The organism is Mesorhizobium sp. NZP2077 (genome assembly GCF_013170805.1).
Lineage (GTDB): Bacteria > Pseudomonadota > Alphaproteobacteria > Rhizobiales > Rhizobiaceae > Mesorhizobium.
This window is the reverse complement of sequence record NZ_CP051293.1, coordinates 3,131,238-3,149,850: the sequence shown is the minus strand read 5'-3', so window position 1 is coordinate 3,149,850 and position 18,613 is coordinate 3,131,238. Positions and strand designations below refer to the sequence as shown.

Genomic DNA, 18,613 nt, shown 5'->3' with positions numbered 1-18,613 from the left:
ACGGCAGTCTAGCCGTGCCGCCAGGCATGGCAAAGCTTTGGGCAGCTGCCCCGACAGCTGGTTGTCGAGGCGAACCACTGCCATTGACCACGAGAATGGATGGGCACGCCCGAAGCAGCATCCCAGACAAATACCGGCCACTGATTCGGTCTCGCCGTCCATGCACGAGCTTTTCGCCTCATCCGCTTGAGATATTTTTTATCTTGAAAACAAAGATAATCGATATTATTGGAGAAGTTACGCTAAATTAGCATTATATTAGGCTGCAAAGTAAGAATTTACGCGACTTTAGACCAAAGAAAATTGAGTATGCAAAATCTCTAAAGTACATAGATATTTTTGCTTTCTACTTGTAGATCCTGACCACTGGTGTTAACTTTTCGTTAACTATAAAGAACATAAAGATAGAGAGAGATAATCTTGAAGTAAGCCTGAAAGCGGGAGGGCAAATCATGCCTGGGCAGACTCGTTCGTGCCGCTCCAATCGAATTGCTCTGCTTCTGGGTGTTTCGAGTCTCGCTATAGCAATCGCATCGGTCGCCGGGCCGGCATCCGCGCAAGACGCGACATGGACCGGCGCCGGCGGTACATGGAACAGCGGCTTGAGCTGGAACCCGATCGGCGTTCCAACTGGAACCGCGACGTTCGACACGCTGGGAGTTCCTGCCGTCGCCTTCACGCCGGGGTCGTCGACCACGATCGGCGGCATATCGTTCACCGCCACCGCGCCGGTCTACACGTTTGCCGTCACCGCTCCGGCCTTGAACACCTCTCTGACGCTGACGGGCGCCGGCATCCAGAACAGTTCCGGGCTCACGGCGCCGATCTTCAACATGTCCGGCACGCTTGGCGGCACCGGGACACTGACCCTCAACGGGGCCGGCACCAGCGCCGGCAATGCCATCGTCAACGCCAGCCTGGGCGGCATCGTCAATTTCGCTGGCACCAGCACGGCCGCCAACGCGGTTATCACCGCCAGCGCCGGCGGTGACATAAATTTTGCCGGCAACAGTCTCGGCGGAAACGCCCAGATCATCGTCGGCGGCGCCGGCAGCACGCTCAATTTCAGCGGCTCGAGCAGCGCCGACAATGCCGCCATTTCGGTCAATGTCGGCGGCGCGGCGAATTTCGCCGGTACCAGCACCGGCGGCAATGCCGCCATCACCCTTGCCGGCGGCAGCCTCGGCCTTTCCGGCTTGACATCCGGCGGCATGAGCATCGGCTCGCTGGCGGGCACGGGATCGGTCGATCTCGGCGCCAAGGCGCTGACGCTTGGGGGTATCGGCGGCAACACCAGCTTCAGCGGCACCATTACCGGCGTCGGCGGCTCGCTGATCAAGATCGGCACCGGCTCGCTGACCTTGTCCGGCGCCAACAGCTTCACCGGCGGCGTCGCCATTGGTGCGGGCACCCTTGTCGCCGGCAACAACGGCGCGCTCGGCACCGGTGCCGCTTCGCTTGCCGGCGGTGCCACGCTTGGCCTCGCCAGCGGTGTCACGCTCGGCAACACCATCAGCCTGACCGGCGCCGGCAGCGCCACGCTTGATGTTGCACTCGGCACCGGGACACTGAACGGTGCGATCAGCGGCGGCACCGCCCTGGTCAAGACGGGCGCCGGACAGCTCACGCTGGGCGGTGTCAACACCGGCCTCACTGGCGGCCTGACCATTGGCGCCGGTGGCGTGCTGGCAACGAACGTCGACGCACTGGGCAGCGGCCCCGGCGGCATCGGCCAGGTCACGCTCGGTGGCGGCGCCGGGCTGACACTGGGCACCAATGGCACCTTCAACAACGCGCTCAATATCGGCGCCGGGCTCGGCGGCACGCTGTCGGCCGGCACTGGCCTCAATGTGACGCTGGGCGGCGGGCTGAACATCGGCGCCGGAGCGACGCTTGGATTGGGCACGGCGGCTTCGCTGGGCAGCCTGACGCTGGCGGGCGTCTCCACCATCGGCGCCAATGCGACCTTGTCCGCCGATTTCGGCTCGGTGAAGTTTGGCGATGCCTCGATCGGTGCACAACTGGCCGGCGCGACGCTCAACATCGGTGCTGCCGGCGCGGTCGACATCAACGGCTTCGGCGCGACGATCGGCAACCTGACCGGCGCAGCGGGCGCAAGTCTCACCAATACGGGCGGAGCGGCCACCCTCAACATCGATGCCGGCAATTTTGCGGGCGTCATCTCCGGTAATATGGGGCTGAACAAGATTGGCGCCGGCACGCTGACGCTGTCGGGCGTCAACACCTTCACTGGTGGCGTGTCGATCAGCGGCGGCGGCTCGTTGGTCGTGGCCAACAATCTGGCGCTGGGATTGAACGCGGTGAGCCTTGGCGCCGGCACGTCGTTCGGCATCGGCGCCGGCACCATACTCACCAATGATCTCAACATCGCAGGCGCTGCGTCGCTCGACGTCTCCGCTGGCATCGGGACACTGAACGGCGCCCTCACCGGTGCGGCTGCGCTGACCAAGACCGGCGCGGGGCAACTCACGCTGGGCGGCGTCAACACCGGCTTCACCGGCGGGCTCACCATCGGCGCCGGCTCCGTGCTGGCAACCAACGTCAATGCGCTAGGCAGCGGCCCGGGCGGCATCGGCCAGGTCACGCTCGGCTCCGGCACCGAACTGACCCTGGGCGCCAACGGCACCTTCAACAACGCGCTAAATCTTGGTGCCGGACTTGGCGCCACGCTGTCGGCAGGCCCCGGCATTGCGGCGACGCTCGGCGGCGGACTGAATCTCGGCGCCGGCGCCACGCTCGGCATCGGGACAGTGACCAACAATGGTGTCGTCGCCCTGGCGGGTGCCAGTACGATCGGCGCCGGGGCAACGATCTCGGCCAATTTCGGCACGCTGCAGCTTGGCGACGCGGCGATCGGCGCGGCACTTGGCAATGCGACGCTCAATGTCGCCGCCACCGGTGCGGTCGACCTCAATGGCTTCGGCGCGACGATCGGCAACCTGACCGGCGTCGCCGGCGGCACCATCGGCAATGCCGGAGCAGCCGCAACACTCGACGTCGCCGCCGGGAATTTCGGCGGCGCGATCACCGGCAACATCTCGCTCGACAAGACCGGCGCTGGCACGCTGACACTGACCGGCAACAACAGTTTTGCCGGCAGCGTCACCATCGGTGGCGGCACCCTGATCGCCGGCAGCAACAATGCGCTCGGGCTCGCCGCCAATCCGGTGTCATTGGCCGGGGGTGCCGCGCTCGGCCTCGGTGCCGGCATTTCGCTCGGCAACAATATCGGCCTGACCGGCGCCGGTAATGCCTCGCTTGATGTTTCCGCCGGCATCGGCACCTTGACCGGTATCATCTCCGGCGGCGCTGCCAACGGCCTCATCAAGACCGGAACCGGTACGCTGGCGCTGAACGGCGCCAACACCTTTGCCGGCGGCATCGATATCACCGCCGGCACTGTCATCGCCGGCAACAACACAGCGCTCGGCACCGGCGCGGCCACCTTGGCCGGTGGCGCCACACTCGGCCTCGGCGCCGGCATCACGCTGGGCAACGCCATCGGCCTGACCGGCACCGGCGACGCCACGCTCGACGTCGCGCTCGGCATCGGTACGCTCAACGGCATCATTTCCGGCGGCGCCGCGAATGGCCTGATCAAGACCGGCGCCGGAGTTCTGGCGCTCAACGGCGCCAACACCTTTGCCGGCGGGATCGATATCACCGCCGGCACTGTCATCGCCGGCAACAACACCGCTCTCGGCACCGGTGCCGCAACGCTTGCCGGCGGCGCCACCCTCGGCCTCGGCGCCGGCATCACGCTCGGCAACGCCATCGGCCTGACCGGCGCCGGCGATGCCACGCTCGACGTCGCGCTCGGCACCGGCACCTTGACCGGCATCATCTCCGGTGGCGCAGCCAATGGCCTGGTCAAGACCGGTACCGGCACGCTGGCACTCAACGGCGCCAACACTTTTGCTGGCGGGCTCGACATCACGGCAGGCACCGTCATCGCCGGCAACAACCTCGCTCTCGGCACCGGTGCGGCTTCGCTTGCCGGCGGCGCAACGCTCGGCCTCGGTGGGGGCATCACGGTCGGTAATGCCATCGGTCTGACCGGTGTCGGCGATGCCACGCTCGATGTCGCACTCGGCACCGGCACACTCAACGGCATCATCTCTGGTGGCGCCGCCAATGGCCTCATCAAGACCGGCGCCGGAACGCTGGCGCTGAACGGCGCCAACACCTTCGCTGGCGGTCTCGACATCACCGCCGGCACCGTCATCGCCGGCAACAACACCGCTCTCGGCACCGGTGACGCCAGCCTCGCAAGCGGTGCCACGCTCGGCCTCGGCGCCGGCATCACACTCGGCAACGCTATCGGCCTGACCGGCGCCGGTGACGCCACGCTCGACGTCGCACTCGGCACCGGCACACTCAACGGCATCATCAGCGGCGGCGCCGCCAACGGACTGATCAAGACCGGCGCCGGAACGCTGGCGCTGAACGGCGCCAACACCTTCGCCGGTGGCATCGACATCAACGCTGGCACCGTCATCGCCGGCAACAATCTCGCGCTTGGCATTGGTGCTGCTTCGCTCGCCGGCGGTGCCACGCTCGGCCTTGGCGCCGGCATTACGCTCGGCAACGCCATCGGCCTGACCGGCGCTGGCGATGCCACGCTCGACGTGGCGCTCGGCACCGGCACCTTGACCGGCATCATCTCTGGTGGCGCTGCCAACGGTCTCATCAAGACCGGCGCCGGGGTCCTGGCGCTCAACGGCGCCAACACCTTTGCCGGCGGTATCGACATCAACGCCGGCACCGTCATCGCCGGCAACAACACCGCTCTCGGCACCGGAGCGGCAACGCTCGCCGGCGGCGCTGCGCTCGGCCTCGGTGCGGGCATCACGCTCGGCAACGCCATCGGCCTTACCGGCGCTGGCGATGCCACGCTCGACGTCGCGCTCGGCACCGGCACTTTGACCGGCATCATCTCGGGCGGCGCTGCAAACGGCTTAATCAAAACCGGCGTAGGCACACTCGCTTTGAACGGCGCCAACACCTTTGCCGGCGGGCTCGACATCACGGCAGGCACCGTCATCGCCGGCAACAACAGCGCACTCGGCACCGGCGCGGCCACATTGGCTGGCGGCGCGACGCTCGGCCTCGGCGCCGGCATCACGCTGGGCAACGCCATTGGCCTGACCGGCACCGGCGACGCCAGGCTCGACGTCGCGCTCGGCACCGGAACGCTGAACGGCACCATTTCCGGCGGCGCCGCGAATGGCCTCATCAAGACCGGCGCCGGGGTCCTGGCGCTCAACGGCGCCAACACCTTCGCCGGCGGTATCGACATCAACGCCGGCACCGTCATCGCCGGCAACAACACCGCTCTCGGCACCGGTGCCGCAACGCTTGCCGGCGGCGCCACCCTCGGCCTCGGCGCCGGCATCACGCTCGGCAACGCCATCGGCCTGACCGGCGCCGGCGATGCCACGCTCGACGTCGCGCTCGGCACCGGCACCTTGACCGGCATCATCTCCGGTGGCGCAGCCAATGGCCTGGTCAAGACCGGTACCGGCACGCTGGCACTCAACGGCGCCAACACTTTTGCTGGCGGGCTCGACATCACGGCAGGCACCGTCATCGCCGGCAACAACCTCGCTCTCGGCACCGGTGCGGCTTCGCTTGCCGGCGGCGCAACGCTCGGCCTCGGTGGGGGCATCACGGTCGGTAATGCCATCGGTCTGACCGGTGTCGGCGATGCCACGCTCGATGTCGCACTCGGCACCGGCACACTCAACGGCATCATCTCTGGTGGCGCCGCCAATGGCCTCATCAAGACCGGCGCCGGAACGCTGGCGCTGAACGGCGCCAACACCTTCGCTGGCGGTCTCGACATCACCGCCGGCACCGTCATCGCCGGCAACAACACCGCTCTCGGCACCGGCGATGCCAGCCTCGCAAGCGGTGCCACGCTCGGTCTCGGCGCCGGCATTTCGCTCGCCAACAATATCGGCCTGACCGGTACCGGCGATGCCACGCTCGACGTCGCACTCGGCACTGGCACGCTTGGCGGCATCATCTCGGGCGGTGCAGCCAATGGCCTGATCAAGACCGGCGCCGGTACGCTGGCGCTGAACGGCGCCAACAGCTTCGGCGGCGGTCTCGACATCACGGCCGGTGTCGTCATTGCCGGCAACACCGGCGCGCTCGGCACCGGTGACGCGACGCTCAGTGCCGGAACCCAGCTGATCCTCGGCGCCAACGGAACCTTCAACAGCGGGCTCGCCCTGGCCACAGGCACGGCGGCTACGCTTTCCGCCCAGGCCGGCATCGACGCCCTTCTTGCCGGACCGCTGACGCTCGGCGCCGGCGCGGATCTGCATATCGGTTCGGCCGGCAACACCGGCACGGTCGCGCTCGACGGCGCCGGCGCCTCGGTTGGAGCCGGCACGACACTGTCGGTCGACTTCGGCACCTTGCAGCTTGGCGATGCGGCCGCCGGCACGCTGACAGCGGGGACCGGCGCAACGCTCGATGTCGCCGCGCAAGGCACATTCGACCTGAACGGCTTCGGCGCGACGGCCACCAACCTGACCGGAGCAGCCGGCGCCACCATCACCAATGACGGCGGGGCAGCGGCAATCCTCAGCGCCGGCGCCGGCAGTTTCGCCGGCACGATCAAGGACGGCGCCGGCGGCCTTGGGTTGGACAAGATCGGCAGCGGCCTGCTGACACTGTCTGGAACCAACAGCTACACCGGTACAACCATGGTGCTTCGCGGAACGCTCGACATCGCCGGCTCGATCGCCAATTCGGATGTCACCATCAATGCCGGCGGAACGCTGGCCGGCATCGGCACCGTCGGCGGCATCGATGCGGGAGCCGGAGCAACGGTCGCGCCGGGCAGCCCGACCGGGACAAATCCGATCGGTACATTGACCGTTGCGGGCGACGTCGCCTTCGGCGCGGGCTCGACGCTAGCGGTCAATGTGACGGGGACTGGTACCAGCGACCTTATCGCGGCAACCGGCACGACCACGCTCACCGGAGGCACGGCCAGTGTCAGCGGCATGCTCGCCGCCAACACCGCTTACACGCTGATCACTTCAGGCACCGGCGTGAACGGCACGTTCGACACGCTGCTGGCGGGTGGCGGTTCAGCCTTCCTGACGCCGACGCTGGTCTACCAGCCGGACGCGGTGGTGCTGCAAGTGGACCGCAACGACGTCTCGCTTGGCGGCATTGGCCAGACCCCCAACCAGCAAAATGTCGGCGCCGCGGTCGACACACTCGATCCTGCCAATCCGATCCTGATCGCGGTTCTCAACAGCTCGGAGGCGCAGGCGCGGGCGGCGTTCGACCAGCTCTCGGGCGAAGTCCATCCGAGCGCGACCAGTGCCCTGATCGACGAGACACGTTTCCTGCGCAAGACCATGGCCGACCGCATCATCACTGGCCTTGCCGGCGACGCGCGAGACCCCGACTCCTATGTCGACCTCAAGGATCCGCTCTTGAGCCGCTCCGCGGCCACCCCCGCGCCTGAGCGCTTCGCGGTGTGGTCACAGGCGATCGGCAGTCGGGGGAATTTCAGCAGCGACGGCAATGCGGCCGAACTCAACCATTCCCTCGGCGGGCTGCTGATCGGTGTCGACGGACCGGTTGGTGACAACTGGCTGGTGGGTGCAGCCGCGGGCTACTCGCACTCCTCGTTCGACGTCGATGACCGCCGGTCCTCGGCTTCCGCCGACAGCTATCACATCATGGCCTATGCCGGCACGCAGCTCGACAAGATCGGCCTGCGCTTCGGCGCCGGCCACAGCTGGCACACGGTGAAGACCGACCGCACTGTCGATTTCCCAGGCTTTGCCGACCGGCTGAGCGCCGACTACGACGCCTCGACGACCTATGCGTTCGGCGAGATGGGCTACAGCATGAGCGCCAACGGCATCGACTTCGAGCCATTCGTCAACGCTGCCTATGTCCATCTCGACGCCGACGGCTTCACCGAGACCGGCGGCCCGGCGGCATTGACCAGCGGCGGCATCACGCGCGACGTGCCGTACACCACGCTCGGACTGAGAACGGCGACCGACATCACGACCGGCGCGACGATGCTGCGCGCGCATGGAATGGTCGGCTGGCAGCACGCCTATTCGGATGTGGTGCCGACCGAGACCTTTGCCTTAACCGGCAGCGATGCTTTCGATGTCAGCGGTGTGCCGATCGCCCGCGAGGCGCTGGTGCTGGAAGCGGGTGCGAACTGGCACCTGACGGAAAAAACCAGCCTTGACCTCACCTATAGCGGGCAGCTTGCATCCGGCGCGCAGGAGCACAGCCTCAAGGGTACGCTCAGCGCCAAGTTCTGACGACACGAGCAAGGCAGCCAGCCCAGGGGCGGCGCGGACAGGCTCCGTGCCGGTCTCACGCCGGCATGGTTCGGCGGCATTTGAATAAAAAGCGGCTGTGGATATTTACCTCGCGTTCCGCCGGGCCGGCCAAGATACATTAGGGCGGGATCATGGAGGGACCATTGACCAGCGATTTTTCAGCCGCCCGTATCCATCTCGAACGCGCCTACCACTATCTGCGCGGCAATGACGAGACGAGCCGCCTGACATGCGAGGCCCTCGACCTCTTGATCGAGACGGTGGCGGAAGCCCAGCACCGGCGGCCCGAGACCGGGATGCTGGAATTTCCGCATCAGACCATGCGGCAATCCAGCTGATTAGGATGCCTTGCGCGCCGGTGCCCGGCTTGCCGGCCCGGTCGCACGCGCCACGATCTGCTCCAGCGGTTCCGGCCGGTGCAAGAGAAAGCCCTGACCGAAATCGACGCCCATCGCCTGCAGGATGCCGAGCGTCTCTGGTTCCTCGATCTTCTCGGCCACGACGGCGCAGCCGACGCTGCGGGCAATGCCTGATATGGCCGAGACGATCTCGCGGTCGAAGCGGCTTTCGGCGATGTGCTCGATAAAGGAGCCGTCGATCTTGATGGCATCGACAGGAAAGCGCCTGAGATATTCGAACGAGCTCATGCCGGCGCCGAAATCGTCGAGGCTGACCTTGCAGCGCCGCTCGCGCGCCTTGCGCACGAACGTCTCGGCGGCGTCGAAATTGGTGACGGCTGCGGTTTCGGTGATCTCGAAACCGATGCCGGAATGCGGCGCCCCGGTTTGCTCGATGATGCTGTCGACGAAGTTCCACAGCCCGGGATCGCTCAGCGTCTGCGCCGACAGGTTGAAGCCGAGCGTCAGCGCGCCCGAGCGCAACGCCGCGCCATGCAGCGACAGCGCGGTGCGGATGATCCAGCGATCGAGCCTGGCGGCAATGCCGAAGCGCTCCGCCGCCGGTATGAATTCGCCGGGCGGGATCAGCTTGCCATTACGCCCGACAAGGCGTGCCAGCACCTCGACATGGCGGTTTTCCTGCCATGGCCGGCCCAGCCGGTGGATCTCCTGGCCGAACAGTTTCAGCCTTCCGTCCTCCATGGCGTCGACCGTGTCGGCGGCGAGCCGCGCCGCGTTGAGGCCGCCGGAATTGGCCTCGGCCGAAAACACCGCGAAGCGATCGCGCCCGGCGGCCTTGGCCGCGTAGCAGGCGTCGTCGGCACAGGCCAGCGCGTCGGCCACCGTGGTGGCCCGGTCGTTGACGATGGCGATGCCGATGCTTGCGGCGAGCCGCCGCGCGGTCGCGGCAAGACCGAGATCGGCGCCGCGCACAGCCGTCAGTATGCCGCCGGCCAGCCGCTCGGCCTGCGCCGCGTCGCAATGGGGCACCAGCAGGGCGAACTCGTCGCCGCCGAGGCGCGCCGCATGCGCTGATGGCGGCAGGCAACGGACAATGCCGGCCGCCACGCTCATCAGCGCCAGATCGCCGGCGGCGTGGCCGGCGAAGTCGTTGAGCGCCTTGAAGTAGTCGAGATCGACATAGAACACCGCCAGCGGCACGCCCGTGGCGATGTGGTCGGCAAGCAGCCTGTCGAAGGCGGAGCGGTTCCACAGGCCGGTCAGCGCATCGTGACGGGCCGCATAGGCGAGTTCCTGCTCGCGCAATTTGTCCTCGGTGATGTCGCGCACCGTGCCGAGGACCTGGCCAGCAGCACCGGCAGAGGCAATGAAGCGCACCAGCGATTCGACGTGGCGGACGACGCCGTCGCGCCTGATGATGCGGTACTGCGAGGCGGTGACTGCGTCCGAGCCTGGCGTCGGCAAATGCGCCTGCTCGGTGGCTTCCCTGTCGTCGGGGTGCAGGAAAGTATGCCAGAGGTCCGCCGTCACCTCGTCGGTGTCGGCGACGAGGCCGAATATGTCCCTCGTGCGGGCATCCCAATAGCTCTTGCTGGTGGCGATGTCGTGGTGCCAGATTCCGGTACCGCTGGCGGCGAGCGCCAGGCGGAAGCGCACATTGACCTGTTCGAGCTCCGCCTCGGCCGCCTTCTGCTTCGAAATGTCGGTCTGCACGCCCATCAGCCGCAGCGGCCGCCCGTCGGTGTCGCGCTCGACGATGCCGCCGCGGTCGAGCACCCACACCCAGTGACCCAGCTTGTGCTTCAGCCGGAGTTCGGTCTCGATGGCCTCGGTCTGACCGGCAATGTGGGCGTTGCCGCTGGCCAGTGCCCGCTCGCGGTCGTCCGGATGCGTCAGTCGCAGCCAGAGATCGGCCGTGTCGACAAGCTCGCCCTCCTCATAGCCGAGCATGCGCCACCAGGTCGGCGAATAGAAGCAGCTGCCGTTTGCAATATCCCAGTCCCAGACGCCGAGATGAGCGCGTTCGAGCGCCAGCGCCCAAAACTCTCCATTGCGACTTTTCTTACCCTGACGCGCCATCTTCCGTTTCGCTCATCCCCGCCAACGGGCAATCTGCGACAGAACCAGAGAAGAAACAGTTACCGGACGCGGCCACACGCCTCGTCGCCCGCCCATGTTCGTGGCACCCGTCTTTCGATTGGCCGGCAAGAACCGGAGTTTTGCGCGCAGCCAATCGTCCTACTGCTTGCCTCAGGTCATCGGCCAGTCCGGTGATCCCGGATCCATCGGCAGCGCCGATGATCACTAGCAAACAGGAAGAGTACCTCCCAATGACCAAGCAAGAAGACAACAAGGCCGTCGTCGTCAGATGGTTCACCGACTTCTGGGGTGAAACCTGCGATCTGTCCGTCGTCGACGACATCGCCGCGCCCGACATGCTGCTCAGATATTCCTTGCATGAGCCGCGCCGCGGCCGCGACGACATCAAGGCCTTCATGACCGATTTCCGCGCCGCCTTCCCGGATCTCAACTTCTGGGCCACCGCCGATCTCATCGCCGAGGCCGACTATGTCGTCGGCCAATGGGAGGGCGGCGGCACGCATACCGGCCCGGCCTTCGGCGATTTCCTCGCCGGCTCGCTGCCCGCCGCCACCGGCCGCGCCATGCGCTTCACCGGCACCACCGTGCTGAAGGTGATCGACGGCCGGATCGTCGAGGAGATCGGCCTCGACGACGGCATCGCGGCGCTGACCCAGCTCGGCCTGATCAGGATCGCCTGATTTACAAGACCGCCTGATTTACAGGGGCCATCGCCGCCCAGGCGATGGCCTCCTCGATCCCGTCGAAGTTCGGCAACCTTTCGGGGTGCCCGGAAGCGGCAACGGCGTCGTCAATACTTACGCATTGCCTGGCGACATCTTTGTCAGCGATTTCTTGACGGAAGTAGCAAATTACATGTGTCTAATATTTGAAATTTTTGTCTTTTCTAAAGTGAAACTGAATAGTAATACTTCATAGGCGAAAATACCGTGAATAATCCTTCGGGCAGCTGGCGGGATGTCCTTCGATGAGTATGCGTACCGGGCAGCCGGACGGCGATCGCCGCTCCTTTGCCATTTTTGACCTGGACATCGCCGCGACCAGGAGCGGCTGGCTGTTGACCATTCTGTGCCTGGCCTACGCGCTGGCCGCGCTTTGGCTGCAGCCGGGCCGCTATTTGTACCTGGCGCAATCCTACGCCCAGCCGTTCGCCTTCTTCCTGCCCGCGCTTCTTGCCGCCGGCCTTGGCCTGTTGGCACTGACGTTTGCCCGGCAAAGCCCGACAAGGTTCATGCTCGATATGCTGAGGCAGCGCTGGCTGGCCGCCGCACCGGTGATCCTCCTGTTCTTTCTCGGTATCACCGCATTCACCGCCTTCAAGATCACCATTCCCGCCATCGTGCCGTTCTATGCCGACCGCATGCTGGCGGAGCTTGATCGTGGGCTGCATGGCGGCGATCCCTGGATATTTGCGCACAGCGTCGTTGCCGAACCCATCTCGGCCGTCATTTTCCTCGGCTACGGATATGGCTGGCACGTGCAATGGTTCGGCACCTTGCTGTTCGTCGCCTTCTGGAACAACCCGGCAGGACGTTTGCGTTATCTCTGGGCGCTCGCGCTGACGACGATCCTGTGCGGCACCGTCCTGGCCATGGCGCTGTCGTCCACCGGCCCGATTTTTCATGACCAGTTCTACGGTGGCGACCGGTTTGCCGCATTGCAGACCGCGCTGGCGCAGAACGGCTACGCCGCATCGGTCCACGTCTATGCCAACTATCTGCTTACGGCTCACGCAAGCGGCCGCCCCGAACTCGGCGGCGGCATCTCCGCCATGCCAAGCATGCATGTCGCCTTCGTTACGCTCAACGCGTTCTTCCTGAGCGGTTTCGGGCGCCGCTGGGCCATCGCCGGCTGGTCCTTTGCAGCATTCATCATGTTCGGCTCGGTTTACACCGGCTGGCACTATGCCGTTGACGGCTACCTCTCGATCCTGGTCGTGTCCGTGCTCTGGTACCTGACGGGCCGTTTCGTTCTGCCGCAGGCGAGCCGCGACACCGCCGGGATCGGACTGCCGCTGCCCGAACCGTCGTCGCATTGACCGCATCTGGCTGAGGCCGGGGCAAACCAATGCCGCCACGACCCTCCGGGAGAGTACCAGGCGGCATAAGGCGCCGCCTGGTTTCATTGCTTGCTGAGCCTACTGGCTTGGCGCCATCGCGTGTTCGCACGACACTTTCGGGTTCATATCGGCGAAAGTGCCGGTCGGGTTGCCCTTCCAGGCCCAGACATGCAGTTCGTAGAATTCACCTAGGCCATAGCGGTTGGGCGCGCTGTTGAAGTTGAACAGCTGTCCATCGAGCGACGCCGGGCCCTTCGAGGTGATGTACTCGACCGCCACCAGCTTAAGCCGACCGTCGGCCATCGGTTCGTACATCACGGCTTCAGGCCGGGCGATGTCGATCTTGTCGTCCTTCAGATACTGGCCGTTGACGTAGTGGATACCCATCGCGCCGCCGTTAATGCCGCTGGCGCAGGGAATGGGCGCATAGCCCTCGGCCGTCGCCGCCTTGACGTCAAGGAACCGGCTGTTCGCGGCCCGTACTTTGTCGGCCAGAGGGTTGGGGCCGGATGCGGCCTCAGCGGCTTCCTGATGCGCCCAAGCGAAGTTGGTGCAGACGGCCAGCATGGCCCCCGCCATGACGAGCCTGTTGCGAAGATTTGATTTCATATTCATTCCATTCTTCTTGAAAAAGCACGGCTGGCCGGCCGCCGGAAATACGGAGGCCCGGCAGGCAAGCGCCGTGACTGTTGTTGCTTGGTGATCCCGAAATCGATGTATCGTGGAAGGATCATCCCTTCGGCAGGTACGGGATCGTCCCCGCCAGATCGGTGTCGTCGATCAGCTGGAAGCGGCTGTCACTGCCACCCTGACGCGCCGAGACGAAAGGCGCGTAGGCCGGATCGTTGGTGAAGGCGCGCGCCGCCGCTTCCGACGGGAACGCCATCAAGGCGATCAGCGTGGTATCGAGCGGCTTGCCTTCAAGCGTCTTCACATTGCCGCTGCGCGACAGATATTTGCCGCCATGCTTGTGGACGATGTCGTGCACCGAGGCGGCGTAGGCCGGCACCCATTTCGGATCCTTCATCTTGATGTCTGCGATAACGTAAGCGGTCATGGGTAGTCTCCTGGTTGCGGCGCACAGGGGTATCCCGTGCACCGGCCAAAGGGCTCGCATGGCTGGGCTCTCGCCAACCAGTCCGCGATCTGTACTGGGCCGGTACAGTTTCTGTACTCGTCGCTTCAATCATGAAGGGCTAATGTTCATCCCAGCTTCGAGGGAGAACCACCAATCATGACCCAGCACGGATACAAGCAGTTCTGCCCGCTATCGATGGCCGCCGAGGTGCTGTGCACCCGTTGGACGATGGTGCTGCTGCGCGAATTGGTGACGGGTTCGACCCGCTTCAACGATTTGCGCCGCGGCGTGCCAAAGATGTCACCAACCCTTCTGTCGCAACGGCTGAAGGAGCTCGAGCTGGCGGGGATCGTCGAGCGCAAGGAGATCCCGGGCGAGAAGGGGATCTTCGACTACCGGCTGACCGAGGCCGGCCGCGATTTGCGCCCCGTCGTCGAGGCGATGGGTTTCTGGGGGCAAAAATGGGTCGAGTCCCGGCTGTCGCTCAAAAACCTCGATCCCTCGTTGCTGATGTGGGACATGCGGCGCAATTTGAACCCCTCGCCGCTACCCGAGGGACGCACGGTGATACAATTCCTGTATCAGGATCTCCCGGCGTCCAAACGGTCGTGGTGGCTGATCGTTGAGAAGCATGGCGAGGTCGACCTGTGCTGGTACGATCCGGGCTTCGATGTCGACCTCTACGTCTCGACGGACCTGCACACAATGACGGCGATCTGGATGGGATTGCTCACCGTCGAGAAGGCCGGCGCGAAGGTTTCCCTGACCGGCGACCAGGCCATCGGCAAAAAGATGCAGACCTGGCTTGGGTTGAGCCCGTTCGCGGTGGAGCCCAAGCGCGCGGCGTAGGAGAGTCGAGAGCCGCTTGGCAGGAAACGGGTGGCGGGACCGTCTTTCAGCGGCTTCAATGCGGCCATGTTCATCACCCTTGCCAAGAATCTGAAATCCACGCCGTTGCCGGTCACCGACGATCCGCGCTGGGCGCGCGTCGTCGCGCGCGACAAGTTGGCGGACGGCGCATTCTGGTATTCGGTGGCGACGACCGGTGGCTATTGCCGGCCCTCCTGCCCGTCGCGGCGGGCCAACCCCGGCAATGTGCAACTGCACGACACGCTGGCTCAGGCGAAGGCGACCGGCTTTCGCGCCTGCCGGCGCTGCAATCCGGATGGCCCTTCGCTGGAGGCCGGCAATGCGGCGATGGTCGCCGATGCCTGCCGCAGGATCGAGCAGAGCGAGGCGGAACCGTCGCTCTGCGAACTGGCTGATGCCGCCGGCCGCAGCGCCGGCTATTTCCACCGCGTCTTCAAGGCGATCAGCGGGCTGACGCCGAAGGACTATGCCGCGGCACACCGCGCCGCCCGAGTCCGCCAGGGGCTCGAAGACGGCGCCAGTGTGACCACGGCGATCTACGATGCCGGTTTCAATTCCAGCGGGCGCTTCTACGAGAAGTCCACCGGCATGCTCGGCATGACGCCGACGCGCTACCGCGCCGGCGGCGCCAACGAGGACATCCGCTTCGCCGTCGGTGAATCCTCGCTCGGCGCCATACTGGTCGCGTCGAGCCGAAAGGGCGTCGCCTCGATCCTGCTCGGCGACGACCCGGACGCGCTGGTGCGCGACCTGCAGGACCGTTTCCCCAGGGCGCGGCTGATCGGCGGCGACCGCGACTACGAGGCGCTGGTCGCCCGCGTCGTCGGCTTCGTCGAGGCCCCACGGCTCGGTCTCGACCTGCCGCTCGACGTGCGCGGCACCGCCTTCCAGCAGCGCGTCTGGCAAGCCCTTCGGGACATCCCGGTCGGCAGCACGGTTTCCTACGCCGAGATCGCCGAGCGCATCGGCTCGCCCAGAGCAACCCGCGCCATCGCCGCCGCCTGCGCCGCCAACGCGCATGCCATGGCCATTCCCTGCCACCGCGTCATCAGGAATGACGGCGCCCTGTCCGGCTACGCCTGGGGAGTCCAACGCAAGCGCGCGCTGCTCGACCGCGAGGCAATATCCGATAAAGCCCACCAGTCTTCGCGGACCTGAGAGAACCGGCGATGCGCACCATGGCAAGGACTTCCACCGCCGGTGCGCATATCGAGATCACCAACGGCGCGGCCATCGATGCGAAGTCACAGGTCTTCGCCGCCATCGGCGAGCTTGTCGATGATGGCAAGGCCGAATGGAGACGCACCGCGAGTGGCGAGATCGAGCTGCGGCTGTTGAGCGGAGAGGTGTTCGTGCTGGGCGAGGTGTCCGTCACCCGCGTCGCATAACATCCTCGGGCGAAGTACGAATGGTCCAGATCAGCGCTCTACGGCGCCGACCTTGCCGTTCAGCTCCGAGATTTGAATTTGAAAGCAAGCATCGGAGTGAGCGCCACCCGGCACGTGGCTAGGGTTCAGGCACACAGAAGGAGTGAAGGCAATGAACCTCATGCAAACCCACATGCCGGCGAGAGCACCCGCCGCCCTCGACATCATCACCTACGCCATCGGCCAATCCGCGATCGGCAACATCCTGGCGGCGCGCAGCCATATTGGCGTCTGCGCCATCCTGATCGGCTCCGATGCCGATACGCTCGAGCAGGACCTCGCCAATCGCTTCCCCGGTAGGGTTCTAGTCGAAGACAAAACCGGGCTGCGCGACGATCTCGCGGCCATCGCCCGCTTCATCGAAGCGCCCGGCGTTGGCCTCGACCTGCCGCTCGACATGCGCCACGGCACGCCGTTCCAGCAGCGTGTGTGGAACGAGCTGCGCGCCATCCCTTGCGGCGCCACCATCACCTACACCGCGCTTGCCCGGCGGCTTGGCCAACCGAACGGCGCTCGCGCCGCGGCAACCGCCTGTGCCGCCAACGCGATCGCGCTCGGCATTCCTTGCCACCGTGTGGTCCGCGCCGACGGCACGCTGTCGGGCTACCGCTGGGGCATCGAGCGCAAGCGCGGCTTGCTGGACCTGGAGGCCGCGGTATGAACGCCCACACCAAGGTTGCCACATCCGTGGTGGAAGCCGCCGAGACACGCATCGCCGGTTACGACTGGCCGGCCCTGACCACCGAACTTGACGGCTTCGGCTGCGCGGTGATGGAAAAGCTGCTATCATCCGAAGAGTGCCGGCAGATCGCCGGCCTCTACCCTGAGGAAAAACATTTCCGCAGTCATATCCACATGGCCAGGCATGGTTTCGGCAAGGGCGAATACCGCTATTTCCGCTATCCCTTGCCCGACCTCGTCGGCGGGTTGCGCAGCGCGCTCTATCCCCGGCTCGCCGAGGTCGCCAACCGGTGGAACGAGCGTATGGGGATCGCCTTGCGCTATCCCGGCACGCATGCCGCGTTTCTCGACCAGTGCCATGGCGCCGGCCAGGTCAGGCCGACGCCGCTTTTGCTGCAATATGTCCCCGGCGACTTCAACTGCCTGCACCAGGACCTATATGGCGACCTCGCCTTCCCCTTGCAGGTGGCGGTCCTGCTCTCCGAACCGGGCGAGGATTTCACCGGCGGCGAGTTCGCGCTGACCGAACAGCGGCCGCGCATGCAGAGCCGGGTGGAAGTGGTGCCGCTGCGCCAGGGCGACGCCGTGGCCTTCGCCGTCCACAACCGGCCGGTGCAGGGAACCAGGGGCAATTACCGCGTCAATCTGCGCCACGGCGTCAGCCGCCTGCGCTCGGGCATGCGCCACACCGTCGGCATCATTTTTCACGATGCGAAGTGAGCGCCGATTCACGCTTCCCAATAGGGCGGATCGCCAAAGGCATCGCGTAGCCATGCGGTGAGCGCGCGCAGTTTGGCGGATCCGCGCCTATCCTCGGGCCAGGCGATATAGAGCGTAGCCCCTTCAGGCTCTGCACCGACATCAACGACCGTCAATCGCTTGTCGGCGATCTCGGTGCGAATGAAGTAGGTGGGGAGCAGCGCCAGGCCGAGGCCGGCAAGTGCCGCGTCACGCATCAAAATCCCATTGTTGACGCGCAGCGCGGTTTCCGGGCGGATCGTCACCAGCCGCCGCGAGATCTTGAACCGCCAGTCGGCGGCACCCCGGATGGAATAGATGATGCCCTTGTGGCGTTTCAGCTCGTCGGTGGTCGCGGGCAATCCGAAGCGCTCGATATAGTCCGGTGAGGCCACGAGGAAGCGACGGCTGGAGGCAAGCTTCCTGACGATGACAGGTCCGTCATCGACGACCGGCCCGTGACGCACGATGGCATCGCAGCCATCGGCCACCACGCTGACGAAACGGTCGTCGAGATCAAGCGTCAGTTCGATCCCCGGATGCCTGGCCAGGAAGCCATACAGCGCCGGGCCGAGATGGAGGATGCCAAAACTGGTCGGCGCCGATATTCTGAGCGGTCCAGCGAGTTCGCCGCGACGTTCGGCGATTTCGGCGCGGGCGTCGGTCACCTCCTGCATGATGCGCTTGGCGCGCTCGTAAAAACCGCGCCCCGCTTCGGTGATGGAGAGTTTGCGGGTGGTGCGGTCCAGCAGCCTTGTGCCGAGGCTGCGCTCAAGCTCCGACAGCCGCTCGCTGATGACGGACTTGGACAGGCCCATACGCCTGGCCGCTTCGGTGATCGAACCGGATTCCGCGACCGCGACAAACGCGGCGGCGGATTCAAACTTCAGCATTGTTCGGTTTTCCCGAATTCATAATCAGGCGACCGGTGCCTGACGAAATCA

13 protein-coding genes are annotated in these 18,613 nt (G+C 65.6%); 9 read left to right on the top strand and 4 right to left on the bottom strand.

The genetic code is table 11. From position 1 onward, the window contains the following. The first annotated feature begins 602 nt into the window (after positions 1-602). Together HGP13_RS15595 and HGP13_RS15590 are read left to right on the top strand one after the other, a co-directional pair. On the top strand, positions 603-8,336 hold the full coding sequence (locus HGP13_RS15595; RefSeq protein ID WP_172226916.1) for an autotransporter-associated beta strand repeat-containing protein: 7,734 nt from the start codon (positions 603-605) through the stop codon (positions 8,334-8,336). Positions 8,337-8,500: 164 nt separating this feature from the next. Continuing rightward, positions 8,501-8,695, top strand: coding sequence for a hypothetical protein (locus tag HGP13_RS15590; RefSeq protein ID WP_172226913.1), 195 nt, complete (start codon positions 8,501-8,503; stop codon positions 8,693-8,695). Here HGP13_RS15590 and HGP13_RS15585 read toward each other — a convergent pair whose 3' ends face one another. Further along, a complete protein-coding gene (locus HGP13_RS15585; protein ID WP_172226910.1) occupies positions 8,696-10,795 on the bottom strand; it encodes an EAL domain-containing protein in 2,100 nt (699 codons plus the stop codon). A 251-nt stretch (positions 10,796-11,046) separates the two neighbouring features. Between HGP13_RS15585 and HGP13_RS15580 the strand changes: the two genes are divergently transcribed. Together HGP13_RS15580 and HGP13_RS15575 are read left to right on the top strand one after the other, a co-directional pair. Next, the gene (locus tag HGP13_RS15580) at positions 11,047-11,496 is read left to right on the top strand and encodes an ester cyclase (protein ID WP_172226905.1); all 450 of its coding nucleotides are present in this window, start codon (positions 11,047-11,049) and stop codon (positions 11,494-11,496) included. Positions 11,497-11,783: 287 nt separating this feature from the next. Continuing rightward, complete coding sequence (locus HGP13_RS15575) at positions 11,784-12,854, top strand: phosphatase PAP2 family protein (protein ID WP_172226902.1); 1,071 nt, start codon at positions 11,784-11,786, stop codon at positions 12,852-12,854. 99 nt (positions 12,855-12,953) lie between these two features. On the opposite strand, the gene HGP13_RS15570 is transcribed toward HGP13_RS15575, so the two are convergent. Continuing rightward, the gene (locus HGP13_RS15570) at positions 12,954-13,490 is read right to left on the bottom strand and encodes a hypothetical protein (RefSeq protein ID WP_172226899.1); all 537 of its coding nucleotides are present in this window, start codon (positions 13,488-13,490) and stop codon (positions 12,954-12,956) included. 115 nt (positions 13,491-13,605) lie between these two features. Further along, on the bottom strand, positions 13,606-13,932 hold the full coding sequence (locus tag HGP13_RS15565) for a DUF1330 domain-containing protein (protein WP_044550660.1): 327 nt from the start codon (positions 13,930-13,932) through the stop codon (positions 13,606-13,608). Between the two features lie 177 nt (positions 13,933-14,109). On the opposite strand from HGP13_RS15565, the gene HGP13_RS15560 reads away from it, so the two are divergent. The 5 genes from HGP13_RS15560 to HGP13_RS15540 all read left to right on the top strand — a co-directional run bounded on the left by HGP13_RS15560 (position 14,110) and on the right by HGP13_RS15540 (position 17,651). Further along, entirely contained in the window at positions 14,110-14,802 is a 693-nt protein-coding gene (locus HGP13_RS15560; protein ID WP_172226896.1) for a helix-turn-helix domain-containing protein, read from the top strand. A 66-nt stretch (positions 14,803-14,868) separates the two neighbouring features. Continuing rightward, on the top strand, positions 14,869-15,981 hold the full coding sequence (ada, locus tag HGP13_RS15555; protein WP_172234727.1) for a bifunctional DNA-binding transcriptional regulator/O6-methylguanine-DNA methyltransferase Ada: 1,113 nt from the start codon (positions 14,869-14,871) through the stop codon (positions 15,979-15,981). Between the two features lie 20 nt (positions 15,982-16,001). Further along, positions 16,002-16,211: a hypothetical protein gene (locus HGP13_RS15550; RefSeq protein WP_246707397.1), complete on the top strand. Its 210-nt coding sequence runs from the start codon at positions 16,002-16,004 to the stop codon at positions 16,209-16,211. Positions 16,212-16,362: 151 nt separating this feature from the next. Beyond that, positions 16,363-16,911, top strand: coding sequence for a methylated-DNA--[protein]-cysteine S-methyltransferase (locus HGP13_RS15545; protein ID WP_172226890.1), 549 nt, complete (start codon positions 16,363-16,365; stop codon positions 16,909-16,911). Further along, entirely contained in the window at positions 16,908-17,651 is a 744-nt protein-coding gene (locus tag HGP13_RS15540) for a 2OG-Fe(II) oxygenase (RefSeq protein WP_172226887.1), read from the top strand. The genes HGP13_RS15545 and HGP13_RS15540 overlap by 4 nt, the downstream gene beginning before the upstream one ends. Positions 17,652-17,659: 8 nt before the next feature. Here HGP13_RS15540 and HGP13_RS15535 read toward each other — a convergent pair whose 3' ends face one another. After that, positions 17,660-18,562 carry a LysR family transcriptional regulator gene (locus HGP13_RS15535; RefSeq protein WP_172226884.1) on the bottom strand — a complete coding sequence of 301 codons (903 nt, stop codon included), beginning with the start codon at positions 18,560-18,562 and terminating at the stop codon, positions 17,660-17,662. Positions 18,563-18,613: the final 51 nt, after the last annotated feature.

What these genes read in the sequence shown, in the direction of transcription:
- HGP13_RS15580 (WP_172226905.1), top strand. Translation starts at nt 11,047, where the DNA reads ATGACCAAGCAAGAAGACAACAAGGCCGTCGTCGTCAGATGGTTCACC.
- HGP13_RS15575 (WP_172226902.1), top strand. Translation starts at nt 11,784, where the DNA reads ATGAGTATGCGTACCGGGCAGCCGGACGGCGATCGCCGCTCCTTTGCC.
- HGP13_RS15565 (WP_044550660.1), bottom strand. Translation starts at nt 13,932, where the DNA reads ATGACCGCTTACGTTATCGCAGACATCAAGATGAAGGATCCGAAATGG.
- ada (WP_172234727.1), top strand. Translation starts at nt 14,869, where the DNA reads ATGTTCATCACCCTTGCCAAGAATCTGAAATCCACGCCGTTGCCGGTC.
- HGP13_RS15550 (WP_246707397.1), top strand. Translation starts at nt 16,002, where the DNA reads ATGGCAAGGACTTCCACCGCCGGTGCGCATATCGAGATCACCAACGGC.
- HGP13_RS15585 (WP_172226910.1), bottom strand. Translation starts at nt 10,795, where the DNA reads ATGGCGCGTCAGGGTAAGAAAAGTCGCAATGGAGAGTTTTGGGCGCTG.
- HGP13_RS15540 (WP_172226887.1), top strand. Translation starts at nt 16,908, where the DNA reads ATGAACGCCCACACCAAGGTTGCCACATCCGTGGTGGAAGCCGCCGAG.
- HGP13_RS15570 (WP_172226899.1), bottom strand. Translation starts at nt 13,490, where the DNA reads ATGAATATGAAATCAAATCTTCGCAACAGGCTCGTCATGGCGGGGGCC.
- HGP13_RS15535 (WP_172226884.1), bottom strand. Translation starts at nt 18,562, where the DNA reads ATGCTGAAGTTTGAATCCGCCGCCGCGTTTGTCGCGGTCGCGGAATCC.
- HGP13_RS15560 (WP_172226896.1), top strand. Translation starts at nt 14,110, where the DNA reads ATGACCCAGCACGGATACAAGCAGTTCTGCCCGCTATCGATGGCCGCC.
- HGP13_RS15545 (WP_172226890.1), top strand. Translation starts at nt 16,363, where the DNA reads ATGAACCTCATGCAAACCCACATGCCGGCGAGAGCACCCGCCGCCCTC.